The following is a 13,284-nucleotide window of genomic DNA, read 5'->3' as shown; positions in this document are numbered from 1 at the left end:
TTCGCTCTAGAGGCCGCGCCAGACAATGCGTTGAAACAAAAAAGTAGAGCAACGAGAGTGCTCTCAGGGAATTCGAAAAGACGTGCTGAGCCGCCTTGCCTTGAGCGAAAAATTGTCCACCGGCTTTGAATGCTCTGGTGCCGAAACCGCCATCAACGGCGTTGCCGCACTTTGCGATCCGCTGGGTGGGCTCTACATGCCCGATCTGTCGCTGCTCGTCGTCTCCGATCTGCATCTGGAAAAGGGCGCGGCCTTTGCGCGGCGCGGCATGATGCTGCCGCCCTATGACACCATCGCGACGCTGAAGATTTTCGCCTCGCTGATTTCTCGCTACGATCCGAAGATCGTTGTCAGTCTTGGCGACAATTTCCATGATCGCAAGGGTTCTGAACATCTGCCGTTGCCGCTGCGCGACATCATCAAGGAGATGGCACGAGGTCGCGAATGGATCTGGATCAATGGCAACCACGATCCAGATGGAACCGTGGATTTGCCCGGCTCGTCCGTCGATGAAATGTTTTACGCCAACCTCGTCTTCCGCCATGAGCCGAAGCTGAAAGGTGCAGACACGATCGGCGAGATTGCCGGGCATCTGCATCCATCAGCCACGGTCCGCCGCCGCGACAAGACCGTGCGTCGCCCCTGTTTCGCAACCGATGGCACGCGCCTGCTGATGCCTGCATTCGGTGTCATGAGCGGCGGGCTGGATCTGCGCCATAAGGCCATGCGCGGCCTCTTTGACCACGCGGACCTGATTGCCCATCTGATGGGACGTGACCGGATTTACTCGGTGCGTTTCGGAAGCCTGCTGGGCTGAGAGATAGCTCAGTCGCGGCGAAACAGCAGGCTCGCGCCCCAGCCGGTAATCACGGCGATCAGCACACAGAGAATACCATAGACGACCGGTGTCTGATGCGCGGCATTGGTGATCGCCTGCTCCATGCCGGTTTTTACCACGCGCAGCTTGAGCTCGCGTTGGGCAACCGGCATGCCACTCTTGAACAGATAGGCTCTGGCAGTGTGGACGCCATTCGGCACATTGGCGGGTAGACGCAGCGTTGCCCAGAAGAGCCCGGTGCGTTCAAGTCGCACACCCGTCGTGTCGTTGCGATAGATGCCGCTGGAAAGCTTCAGGCGGCGAAAGGCTTCCTGAAAATCATAGACATTATCCGGCACGCCGGAAAACACCGCACTGTTCAGCGGAAGATGCTCGACACCCAGGCCCATCGCCTTCAATGTGCCGGGCGAGGCGATGTCGTTGATGTTGCGGGTGCTGGCCATGGAATAGGATTCAGGCAGCGGTGCGAAAGTGATAGCGCTGGTATTGATCCAGATGCCCGCCACGCGGCTCTTCTTGCGGACCGTCGTATATTCGTTCGGACCTTCCAGCGTCACCACAATGTCATACTGGCCGATGGCGAGCAGCAACTGATCGGCGTTGTTGAGCGCGCCGAACATCGTGAAATCAGCACCGCGAAAATCCGATGCAATCGAGATTTCCGAGGTCGAAGCGCCGATCTCGATATTTTCCTGGAGCGTCCGTGACTTGCCTTGAGCGTCGGGAGATACCGCAAGCGGCGGCGTCTGCGCAAGCGCGGTGCCGACGCAGAAAATCAGGAGTGATGCGAAAAGAGCGGCGCGGATCAATAGCCGAGCCCCCCCGACGCGACGGAAAAAAGATCGTCCGGGCGCAACACCAGGCCGATTGCAAGACGGATGCCGACCGCTAGAACCAAAAGCGCCAGCAAAGCGCGAAGCTGTTCGCCGCGCAGTTTCTGGCCGACGCGCACGCCATATTGCGCGCCGACGACGCCAGCCAGCATCAGGATGAACGCCAGAACGATATCGACGGAATAGTTGGTCGCCGCTTGCACGATGGTCGTGTAGGCGGTGACGAATATGATCTGAAACAGCGAGGTTCCGACGACGACGTTGGTCGGAATGCGCAACAGATAGATCATGGCAGGTACCATGATAAAGCCGCCGCCGACGCCCATGACGGAGGTGAGGATACCAATACCGAAGCCAAGTGCGATGATGGGAATGACGCTGAGATAAAGCTTCGATTTCTTGAAGCGCATCTTTAACGGCAGGCGATGGACCCAGTTGTGATGGCCGGGCCGGCGCAGCGGAATCGTCTCATTGCGTGCCGTACGGCGGATGGCGGAAATGCTCTCCTTCAGCATCAATCCGCCGACGGCGGAAAGAAGAATGACATAAAGGAGCGAAATGATCAGATCGAGCTGACCGATGCTGCGCAAAAGCGTGAAAAGCCAGACGCCGATAGTGGCGCCGCATAGGCCGCCGATCAGAAGCATGAAGCCGAGCTTCACATCCAGCGTGCCACGACGAAAATGGGTAATCGAGCCTGAGACGGAGGACGCCACGACTTGGTTTGCGCCCGTTGCGACGGCGACAACCGGGGGTATGTTGTAGAAAATCAGCAGAGGCGTGATGAGAAACCCGCCGCCGACCCCGAACATGCCGGACAAAAAGCCGACAGCAGCGCCCATGCCGAGGATGATGAAGATATTCACCGACAATTCCGCAATGGGCAGGTAGACAGTCACAATCGGACCTCGGGCAATGGTTCCGGGCGGCCCGGTGCGCGCAAGGCCACCTGTCCGCCATTTCGAATTTCTGTCTGAAAGAGGGCTTTGAGCCCCTCGTTCGTCATGCCCGGCAGGCCACGACCTGTCAATCATTCAACGGCAAATACGTTGATAATTTGAAAAGAACGAAGGCCCGGAACGAAGATGTCGTTCCCGGCCTTTTTTGATGGGCGCCAGAGGCTCTTTACTTGTTGCGGGCCAGGAGGGCCGTCACCAATTCGTCGGTGATGCGACCGTCAGGCGTCTGGCCGACTGACTTCTGGAATTCGCGGATGGCCGCGACCGTCGTCTTGCCAAGCTTGCCATCCGGCTGGCCTGCCTTGAAGCCATTATTGTTGAGAATGGCCTGAATGTTGCGGATCGCCTTTTCCATGTCGACCGAAGAGGTCTTCACACCGCCGGCACTGGTCCATTCGTCGGGGACGTTGACGGAATTCGCCTCTTCGTTGAGCGGCGTGACCTTCCAGTCCTCGACCTTCGCCTTGGCGCTGGCAAGCTGTTCCGGCTTCATCGCCTTTGCGACATCTTCGCGCTTCTGAGCTGCGTCGGCGTCACCATCGCGGGCTGCAATGGCAAACCACTTATACGAGTCTTCCAGGCTTTGCGGGACACCGCTGCCGCGCGCATAAAGAATGGCGAGGTTGAACTGGCTGTCGCGCACGCCGAGATCGGAGGCCTTGATGAACCAGTCAGCCGCGGCCTTGTAATCCGGTTGGCCTGCCACGTCGGAGGTCAGAAGAACGGCAAGGTTGTGCATCGCGCCTGCATTGCCCTGACGAGCCGCCATCTCATAATAGCGCTTGGCTTCCGGCAGATTGCGTTCGACGCCATTTGCCTTTTCGTACATGTTGCCAAGACGATACTGAGCCGGTGCGAAGCCGCGATCAGCCGCGAGCTTGTACCACTTGGCGGCTTCGGCACGATCGGCCTGAACACCGTTACCGTCGGTATAGCGCACAGCGACTTCAAAGAGCGCCAGCGGGTCGCCTCTGCCTGCCGCTTCTGAAAGAGAGGCAGGCGTGATGCCGGAGGGCACGGCAATGGTCTCTGCCGTGCTTTGCGCCGGTGCTGTCGGCTGATCAATCTCGGCATTACGAATGATGTCTTCGGGCGTGGTCTCAGGCTCGGCCTGCTCGACGAGGCTGGAACCGGCGCCTGGCGGAGGAACATTCAGGGAGGGTTCGTCTTCCGGAAGGGGCGCGCCGCCGATCGTGCGCGTATCGATCACGTTGCCCTTACTATCGGCCGCCGCCTGCATACGGTCGGCCTGCGCCTGCTCTGTTGGATCGACCTTGTCGGTGGACGGAAGCGTGACGGCCTGATCGCCCATTGCTGGCAGTTGCATCGGTGCGAGATTGGGTTGGCTGCTGTCAGCGCTCGCGCCTGTGGTAATCCGTTGAGCTGGCGGCGTCTCGGTACCGACAAGCGACTTCACCATCGGCATGGCCATCATTGCCAGAAGAATGGCGCCGATGCCAAGCAGCAGCGGGCGGCGATAACGCGCCAGCATGGAGCTGTTCTCGGCGCTGCGGCCATGTCTTGCAACTCCCGAGCCCGTTGCTCTTTCAGGCATGGTCTCCAGTGCAGCAGCCTGTGCCGCGCGGCGTGCAGCGGCGATGAAATCGGCGCGGCTATCGCCATCCGTTTCACCTGCGCGTGCTGCGTTCTGGCTGGCTCGAACACGCTCAAGGATTTTTTTGACATCCGGCGCGCCGGAGCCTGGCTCCAGAAGCTCGTTGTCGTCCTCGGACGAAAGGGTGTCGATCGGATCCAGCGCAGGCGCCGGGTTCACCGTTGTGCGCGCCGTTGCAGCGGACGCGTCTTTATCGGTCTTGGCGGCGCTGGACTTGAAGCGGCGCGTCAGGCTGGCGAGCAGGCCGCGTTTTTCCTGCGTTTCCGGCTCGCTGACGGCCAGTGGCGGCAGAGCGCCGTTGCTGGCATACTGGGGCTCGAGGGCCGACGAAACCTGCGCGTAGGCAAGCGAATCCAGGCTCTCCTCATGAAAGCTGGCAAAGGGCATGCGAATGCTCTCGGCAGCTGCATCTTCTTCTTGCGCAGGGGCGAACTCAGGCTCAGGAGCATGCACACGTTTGCTGTGCTGGGGCCCTTGCCCTTGCGTGTGGCGCTGATCCAGCACATCGAGACGGCTGGCTATCTGCAGTAACGTTTCGTGCAGAGCTTCAAAAGTGCGGTGCGTACGCTCGTCTGTATTGCGGCTCAGGCCCTCCAGCTTGCGCAGGTCGTTCGCCAGTTCCGAAAGCAGCACCATGTCGGCAGGGCTTGCCGTCTGGGCCAGATTGTTGCGCGTATGCGCCTCCAGTACCGCTTCTGCCGCCTGACGTGCAGCCTCGATAATATATTCGTCGTTGGACGCCATATAGTCTTCGATCGCGCTCATGCGAGCATCGAACTCGGGCGGCAAGCCGACGGGTTGAACGTGGCTCTGCTCGTTCAGCATCGAGGACAGATTGGCGATATGGCTTTCCAGGCTGGCAATCGCGTCCGGATCAGTATTGCTCGAGCGGGAAGTTTCGTCGAGCTTGGCGGCGATCTTGCCGAGACGCTCTTCCAGGCGAAGGAATGCGGAATCGTAAGCTGCGGTCTTGCCCGATGCCGGACGTGCGTCGATATCCTCGATACGTCGTGCGATCTTGTCCAGCCGCTCGGCCAGCTTGTCATTGACAGCGCCATTTCCAATAAGATCGATCTTCTTGGAAATATCGGTGAGGAAGGATGTGAGCTCCGGCTGAAGCGGCGCACGCTGTGACTGCTCCAGATAGGCGGAAAGCTGATCCAGCCTTTCGTCCAGTTTCGAAATGTGCCGGTCCGATGCCAGTTCCTCGATGCGGCTCGCAAGCGCGTCCAGGCGGCCGGTCAGTGCTTCCGACGGCTTGTCCTTGCGCTCGGATATATCTTTCAACTGGTCGAGTTGGCGCGACAGACCGGTGAGACGCTCTTCCAGACGCTCCGCCACCGCAGTGTCGGCGGCGTGGGACGCACGATTGTTGGTGGCGGCGATGGCGCGGCTGATCTCGTCCAGACGTTGGTCGAGATCGGAGAAGTGTTCGGAAAAGACCTCTTCGTTCGGCTGGATGCGGCGGCCCAGTTGCTCGACGAAGCCGGCAATCGTGATGAGCTTGTCTTCGAGCGCGCGAATGGCCGGACTGCCATGTGCATTGCCGATCTCGCTCTTGATGTCGTCGAGCCGATAGGCGAGTGCAACGATCTCTTCTTTGAGCGGAGCGGTATCGAAGCTGCGCAAGGTATCTTCGACCTCGTCCCAGCGACGTTCCATCTTTTGCACGCTGTCCTGGCGAGCCATTTGCTCTACCAGCGTACGCAGCTCTTCAAACTCGGACCGCAGAGCTTGCGCATCCGGTCCGGTGCTGTGGCCAAGACGATTGATACTTGCGGCAAGCCGGGCGACGTCGTCGCGGATGTCTTCGGCGAAATCCTGGTTTTCCGCAAAAGAACGGATGTTGCGCAACTCGGTGCGCAACACCTGCATTTCTCGGGACACGCCCTGAGAAATCTCGCTTTTCAACTCCTGCCGCAGATTGACCAGCGCTTCGGCGACTTCGCGCAGTGCCGCGTCGCCTTGGCCCTCATGGGGTGGGGATGCGTAGGATGGCGCGGAAGCGGGCGCACGTGTTGACCGAGAACGCTCCACGCGGGAGGTTTCCATCTGCGGGGCGGGACGGTCCCGATAGGCGGGAATGGCGGTAGAGGCGCGATAGTCCTGCTCGTCGTAGCGGCGCTGCTCAGGTTGCACCATGCTGCGGGTGGAGCGAGGCGCTTCAAATTCCTCCCGCTCCCAGCGGTCATCGAGCGCCTGCTGACGCCTGCGGATTTCATCCACCGGGTCGAAGCGGCGATGTTCTGGCTGGCGCGGCGTGCGCGAGGCTAGGGGCGGGCGCTCGGCAAGGCGTTCGGTTGGCTGTTCGCGGCGGGTTCTCTCGGCCTGGGCACCCAGCAGATCTTCCAGCCGTGCTTCCAGACCTTCGATGGTGCGATTGAGCGCGTCCAGCGACGATCTGTCATTCTGTCCTCGGGAATTCGATCGCAATCCGCTCATCTTCCTGCTCACTTCGTATTTTCCGTCTCTCTCTTCACCTGTCAGCCGCGCCGGTCGATGTGGAGAGTGAGATATGTCGTGCGTGCCGCCAAGGCTGCCCTTAACGAAGCAGCCCCATAGAACAGGACAATCGCCCATCTATGGTTAATAAAAAGTTAATCTAGTATTGCCGTTTTAATACTTTCTTCACGTCTATCCTTGCGCGAGGCTTGATCAGAAATACACAAAGAGATTGTGTGGTGCAGCATGCAGAAAATTCTCGTCAAAGTTATTTGACGTTTACGCGCACGTCAAATATTGTGACGTCATCTTAAGGCCGGATGCGGTCCGGCGAGCGATGCGGAGGAACATCGGTAATGCCTGTTTACAAGGCTCCTGTTAAGGACACTCTTTTCATTCTCAACGACGTTCTGGGTCTGGAGCGCTACAACAACTTACCCGGCTTCGAAGATGCCACGCCCGACATGATCGAGGCGATCACTGGTGAGGCTGCGAAGCTTGCTGAAGAGCAGCTTTTCCCACTAAACTTGTCCGGTGACCAGCAAGGTTGCAAGCGCGCCGAAGACGGCACTGTGTCCGTGCCGGATGGTTTCAAGCAGGCTTATGACGCGTACTGTGAAGGCGGCTGGAGCGGTCTGGCCGTGCCTGCCGAGTATGGCGGGCAGGGGCTGCCCTACACGCTGCACGCAGCTGTCGGCGAATTCATGTCGTCCGCCAACCTGTCGCTGATGATGTATCCCGGCCTGACGCAGGGCGCGATTGCGGCAATCCTCGTTCACGGCACGGATGAACAGAAGCAAACCTATCTGCCCAACATGGTGGCCGGCACATGGTCCGGCACCATGAACCTGACAGAGCCGCATTGCGGTACCGATCTCGGCCTGCTGCGCACCAAGGCCGTGCCGCAGGGTGACGGTACCTACAAGATTTCCGGTCAGAAGATCTTCATCTCGGCTGGCGAGCATTCCATGACGGGCAACATCGTCCATCTGGTGCTGGCCCGTATCGAGGGAGCCCCGGAAGGAACCAAGGGCATTTCGCTCTTCATCGTGCCGAAGTTCCTGGTCAACGCCGATGGCTCGCTTGGCGAGCGCAACGGTGTCGTCTGTGGTGCGATCGAGCACAAGATGGGCATTCACGGCAATGCAACTTGCGTGATGAACTATGACGATGCAACCGGCTACCTCATCGGCGCGGAAAACAAGGGCCTTTCGGCCATGTTCGTTATGATGAACGAGGCGCGCCTCGGCGTCGGTCTGCAGGGTCTTTCCATCGGCGAGATCGCCTACCAGAACGCTGCAAACTACGCCCGCGATCGTATTCAGGGCCGTTCGCTCTCCGGTGCCAAGCATCCGGACAAGAAGGCGGACCCGATCATCGTTCACCCCGATATCCGTCGTTCGCTGTTGACGATCCGCGCCTATAACGAAGCCGGCCGCGCCTTCCTGCTTTGGACCGCACTGCAATCGGACATTGCACATCGTTCGACCGACGAGGCGGCACGCCAGGCGGCAGACGACCTGCTCGGCCTCGTCACCCCGATCGTCAAAGGTGTGTTGACCGACAAGGGCTTCGACCACGCAGTTGCCGCTCAGCAGGTCTATGGCGGTCACGGCTATATCGAAGAATGGGGCATGAGCCAGTATGTGCGCGATGCCCGCATCACCATGATTTATGAGGGCGCCAACGGCATCCAGGCGCTCGACCTCGTCGGCCGCAAGCTCGGTCTCAATGGTGGCCGCGCCGTGATGGCGCTGTTCAAGGAAATCGGTGATTTCTGCGAAGAGAACCGTGCGGACGAAAATCTGGTCGTCTACACCAAGGGTCTGAAAAAGGGCCTGAACGATCTGCAGGCTGCAACCATGTGGTTCATGCAGAACGCCATGGCAAAGCCCGACAATGCTGGTGCCGGCTCCACAGATTATATGCATCTCTTCGGTCTGGTCGTGCTGGGTTACATGCATGCCCGTATGGCCAAGGCAGCGCAGGCGCAGCTTGCCGCCGGCTCGTCTGACGAGGACTTCCTGAAGGCCAAGCTTGTCACGGCAAAGTTCTTCATGGAGCGTTTGATGCCGGAAACGGTGCTGCGCAAGACCCGCATCGAAGCTGGTTGCGATACGATGATGGAACTTTCTGCCGAAGCATTCTGAGCCAGACTAAGGAGGCCGCATGCGGCCTCCAACAATTTTCAGGCAGTCACCTGCCACAGGGAGATGAGATATGACCGACGTTTTTATTTATGACCACGTCCGCACCCCGCGCGGACGCGGCAAGAAGGATGGCAGCCTGCATGAGGTGCCGTCCGTTCGCCTTGCCGCCAAGACGCTGGAAGCAATCCGCGACCGCAACGGGCTCGACACCGCGACCGTCGATGACATCATCATGGGCTGCGTCGATCCGGTCATGGATGCCGGTGCCGTCATCCCGAAGGCCGCAGCGTTTGAGGCTGGTTACTCCACCAAGGCGCCGGGCATGCAGATCTCGCGCTTCTGCGCCTCGGGTCTCGACGCCGTCAACTTCGCCGCCGGCAAGGTTGCCGCGGGCTCGGACGAGATCGTCATTGCGGGCGGCGTGGAAAGCATGTCGCGCGTCGGCATGGGCATGTCGGGCGGTGCCTGGTACATGGACCCTTCGGTCAACTTCCCGGCCTATTTCATGCCGCAGGGCGTCTCTGCCGACCTGATTGCCACCAAATACGGCTTCTCCCGCGATGACGTGGATGCCTATGCGGTGGAAAGCCAGAAGCGTGCAGCGCATGCCTGGGAAAACGGTTACTTCAAGAACTCCGTCGTTCCCGTCAAGGACCAGAACGGCATTACCATTCTCGACCGTGACGAGCATATGCGTCCCGGCACCGACATGCAGGCGCTTGCCTCGCTGAATGCCTCCTTCCAGATGCCGGGTGAAATGGGCGGCTTCGAAGCTGTCGGCATCATGGCGCATCCGGAAGTGGAGCGGATCAACTACGTTCACCACGCCGGCAACTCGTCGGGCATCGTCGATGGTGCGGCGGCTGTTCTGGTCGGCTCAAAGGCGGGCGGCGAAAGCATGGGTCTGAAGCCCCGCGCGCGCATCAGACATTTTGCCAATATCGGCTCCGATCCGGCGCTGATGCTGACCGGCCCCGTGGACGTGACAGAAAAGCTTCTGAAGAAGACGGGCATGTCGATTGCCGATATCGACCTCTTCGAACTCAATGAAGCCTTTGCTGCCGTGGTTCTTCGCTACATGCAAGCCTTCGACATCAGCCACGACAAGATGAACGTCAATGGCGGCGCCATCGCCATGGGCCATCCGCTGGGAGCCACGGGTGCCATGATCCTCGGCACGGTTCTCGACGAACTGGAACGCCGCGATCTGAACACTGCGCTGGTCACGCTCTGCATCGGTGCGGGCATGGGCACTGCTACGGTTATCGAGCGGGTTTGAGTTAGCCATGAGGCGGGAGGTCTACGATCAACCCAAGAACGAGATTGAGCAGCAACAGCTTCTCCATCATCTCGATAAGGACATGGCGCAGCATTACGAGCAATCGACCCGCGTCCTGACCAGAGAAGACAATCAGAGCTATCCTGCCGAAGGCAGAGGCCTGATCGTCTTCCTCGTTCTTGTGCTCGTCTGCTTCGGCCTCGCCGTCTGGCTGTACTGACCTCAAAGAGAATTCAGGGAAGAGGAATCCCACAATGAGCACCTACACCAATTTCAAAGTTGAAACCGACACAGACGGCATTGCCCTTGTCACCTGGGACATGCCGGAAAAATCCATGAACGTTTTCACCACTGAGGTGATGGAAGAGCTGAATGCCATCGTCGATGCGACGGTGGCTGATGCCGCCGTAAAGGGCGTGGTCTTCACCTCCGGCAAGAGCACCTTCTCCGGCGGCGCCGATCTTTCCATGATCAAGTCGATGTTCTCTTTCTATCATGAGGAGAAGACGAAAAACCCGGATGAAGCAGCCCAGAAGCTTTTCGATCTCGTCGGCAAGATGAATGGTCTCTTCCGCAAGATCGAAACCAACGGCAAGCCCTGGGTCTCCGCCATCAACGGCACCTGCATGGGCGGCGCATTCGAACTGTCGCTCGCTTGCCATGGTCGTGTGGCTTCGAACGCGAAAAGCCTCAAGATCGCGCTGCCTGAAGTCAAGGTCGGCATCTTCCCTGGTGCCGGTGGCACGCAGCGCGTATCCCGCCTGACGGACGCACAATCGGCGTTGCAGATGATGACCACCGGTCAATCGCTCACTGCCCAGCGCGCCAAAGCCATGAACCTCGTGCATCAGGTGGTGGAGCCGGATCAGCTGGTTTCAGCTGCCAAGCAGATGATCAAGGACGGCCTGAAGCCCGTTGCCCCATGGGATGAAAGAGGCTTCAAGGCACCTGGCGGCGGCATCTGGACGCCGGCTGCTGCGCAGCTCTGGCCAGCCGCACCGGCAATCCTGCGCCGTGAAAGCGCTGGCAACTATCCGGCGGCGCTCGCCATTCTGAAATGCGTCTATGAAGGTCTTCAACTGCCCTTCGACACCGCATTAAAGGTCGAGCAGCGTTACTTCACCGAGATCCTTCGCTCGAAGGAAGCCTTCGGAATGATCCGCTCGCTGTTCATTTCCATGCAGGAACTGGGCAAGGGCGCGCGTCGCCCTGCCGGTCAGCCGAAGAGCGATCTGAAGCATGTGGGCGTTGTCGGTGCCGGCTTCATGGGCGCCTCCATTGCCTATGTGACGGCTGTAGCAGGTCTCGACGTCACGCTGATCGACCGCGATGAGGAGGCTGCCGCCAAGGGCAAGACGACCTGCGAAGGTCTTATCAAGGGCTCGGTCGACAAGGGCCGGATGACGCCGGAGGAGGGCGCTGCCATCCTCGCGCGCATCACTCCGACGTCCGATTACAACGCACTTAAGACCGCAAACCTCGTGATCGAGGCCGTGTTCGAAGACCGCGACGTGAAGAAGGCCGTCATCGAACAGGTGGAAGCGGTGCTTCCGGAAGGCGCGATCTTCGCGTCCAACACCTCGACGCTGCCGATCACGGGCCTTGCGAAGAATTCCAAGCGCCCGGTGGACTTCATCGGCATCCACTTCTTCTCGCCCGTCGAGAAGATGATGCTGACCGAAGTGATCCTCGGCAAGGAAACTGGCGACAAGGCTCTTGCCGTCGCGCTCGATTACGTCGCCAAGATCAAGAAGACCCCGATCGTCGTCAACGACACGCGCGGCTTCTTCGTCAATCGCTGCGTCTTGCGCTACATGGCGGAAAGCTATGAAATGCTGATCGAAGGCGTTCCGCCAGCGATGATCGAAAACGCCGCAAAATTTGCGGGCATGCCGGTTGGTCCGCTGGCACTGAACGACGAAGTGGCGATTGATCTTTCCTACAAGATCCTGAAGGCCACGGCCGCCGATCTCGGCGACAAGGCTGTCGATCCGCGCCACATGGAGCTGGTCAAGAAACTGGTGGAAGACGAAGGCCGCTTTGGCCGCAAGAACGCCAAGGGCTTCTACGACTACCCGGCAAAGCCTGCCAAGAAGTCCCTCTGGCCCGGCCTGAAGGACCTCTATGCGCAGAAGAAGCCAGAAGACGTGGATATGGAAGTGCTAAAGCAGCGCTTCCTCGTCACCGTCGCGCTGGAAGCCGCCCGCACAGTGGAAGAGGGGATCGTCACCGATCCGCGTGAGGCCGATGTCGGCTCCATCCTCGGCTTCGGCTTTGCCCCCTACACCGGCGGCGCTCTGTCCTACATCGACGGCATGGGAGTGGCGAACTTCGTGGCGCTGGCAGAAAAGCTGGAGGCCGGGTACGGCCCGCGCTTTGCTCCGACGCCGCTCTTGAAGGATATGGCCGCTAAGGGCGAGACCTTCTACGGTCGCTTCGACCCTTACGCCAAGGCTGCCGAGGCGGCTTGAGCAAGCAAGTACAAGAGTAAAAAAGGCGGCCATCCGGTCGCCTTTTTCTTTTATGCTCGCGTGCGACGCTTCCTCCAGGCGACACTGCATCCTTTTGACGCCTCCAGCGTTTGGAGAGGGAGTTCGCCCTAGCGTGATAGGGAGCAAAAGGATTTTCCAAAAGGAGATGTGAATGAAAGCGCCCGCACGATCCCATGGTTTTGACAAGCCGGCCGACCTGGAGGACGAACTGGCCCAGTTGGATGAAGAGCGGGCAGACGAAACGCTGCAAGCCGTCGAGCGACGCCCACCCCCGCCGAAACCTGGCAGGAAGCCTGCAGAAGAAGCGTCATTGCGCGCACAGATCTCCGAGCTGCGCCGCGATCTCGACGTGGTTCGCCGCGAGGTCGAAAAATTGAGCGCATCGAGACATTCACAGTCGCGCTCGAATTCGAGTGACACGCCGAACTGGCTGCCTGTCGTCCGCTCTGTCGCCATCACCTCGCTCGCGAGCCGGATTTTTGCCTCGTCGCCGATGATCGCGCTAATGGTAGCGGCGGCCCCCTTCGCCCTGGGACTGACCGCGGGATCGAAACAGTAAGCTTTGGAGGGCGCTAACGCGTCACTTCCCGGCATGAAGGCGAGGAGCGCCGCGTTCCTCGCCTTCTTCGTTTGAACGGTTTTCAAGACTTAAAAATGGGTCGAAGAAAAACTGTCA

The 13,284-nt window shown here is 59.7% G+C and carries 9 protein-coding genes; 6 read left to right on the top strand and 3 right to left on the bottom strand.

The window, feature by feature from the left end:
- Positions 1 to 82 precede the first annotated feature (82 nt).
- Entirely contained in the window at positions 83 to 817 is a 735-nt protein-coding gene (gene pdeM / locus ACQZ5M_RS06105) for a ligase-associated DNA damage response endonuclease PdeM (protein WP_296014062.1), read from the top strand.
- A gap of 8 nt (positions 818 to 825) precedes the next feature.
- Here the strand turns inward: pdeM and ACQZ5M_RS06100 are convergent, their stop codons facing one another.
- The 3 genes from ACQZ5M_RS06100 to ACQZ5M_RS06090 form a co-directional block, all read right to left on the bottom strand.
- Positions 826 to 1,647 carry a TIGR02186 family protein gene (locus tag ACQZ5M_RS06100; protein ID WP_296075321.1) on the bottom strand — a complete coding sequence of 274 codons (822 nt, stop codon included), beginning with the start codon at positions 1,645 to 1,647 and terminating at the stop codon, positions 826 to 828.
- Entirely contained in the window at positions 1,644 to 2,570 is a 927-nt protein-coding gene (locus tag ACQZ5M_RS06095; RefSeq protein WP_296075319.1) for a sulfite exporter TauE/SafE family protein, read from the bottom strand. The genes ACQZ5M_RS06100 and ACQZ5M_RS06095 overlap by 4 nt, the downstream gene beginning before the upstream one ends.
- Before the next feature lie 226 nt (positions 2,571 to 2,796).
- Positions 2,797 to 6,687, bottom strand: coding sequence for a peptidoglycan-binding protein (locus tag ACQZ5M_RS06090; RefSeq protein WP_449079264.1), 3,891 nt, complete (start codon positions 6,685 to 6,687; stop codon positions 2,797 to 2,799).
- Between the two features lie 356 nt (positions 6,688 to 7,043).
- Here ACQZ5M_RS06090 and ACQZ5M_RS06085 point away from each other — a divergent pair, with 356 nt between their 5' ends.
- From ACQZ5M_RS06085 to ACQZ5M_RS06065, 5 genes are all read left to right on the top strand, one after another.
- Entirely contained in the window at positions 7,044 to 8,837 is a 1,794-nt protein-coding gene (locus ACQZ5M_RS06085) for an acyl-CoA dehydrogenase C-terminal domain-containing protein (protein ID WP_296075316.1), read from the top strand.
- A gap of 70 nt (positions 8,838 to 8,907) precedes the next feature.
- The gene (locus tag ACQZ5M_RS06080) at positions 8,908 to 10,116 is read left to right on the top strand and encodes an acetyl-CoA C-acetyltransferase (protein ID WP_296105704.1); all 1,209 of its coding nucleotides are present in this window, start codon (positions 8,908 to 8,910) and stop codon (positions 10,114 to 10,116) included.
- A gap of 7 nt (positions 10,117 to 10,123) precedes the next feature.
- A complete protein-coding gene (locus tag ACQZ5M_RS06075) occupies positions 10,124 to 10,336 on the top strand; it encodes a hypothetical protein (RefSeq protein WP_449079263.1) in 213 nt (70 codons plus the stop codon).
- A 34-nt stretch (positions 10,337 to 10,370) separates the two neighbouring features.
- Complete coding sequence (locus ACQZ5M_RS06070; RefSeq protein WP_449079262.1) at positions 10,371 to 12,587, top strand: FAD-dependent oxidoreductase; 2,217 nt, start codon at positions 10,371 to 10,373, stop codon at positions 12,585 to 12,587.
- Between the two features lie 172 nt (positions 12,588 to 12,759).
- The gene (locus ACQZ5M_RS06065; RefSeq protein ID WP_296077764.1) at positions 12,760 to 13,167 is read left to right on the top strand and encodes a hypothetical protein; all 408 of its coding nucleotides are present in this window, start codon (positions 12,760 to 12,762) and stop codon (positions 13,165 to 13,167) included.
- The last annotated feature ends 117 nt before the right edge of the window (positions 13,168 to 13,284 follow it).

It is taken from the genome of Rhizobium sp. 22-785-1, from assembly GCF_053521965.1.
The sequence above is the reverse complement of the archived record's forward strand: the minus strand, read 5'-3'. Positions and strand labels throughout refer to the sequence as shown.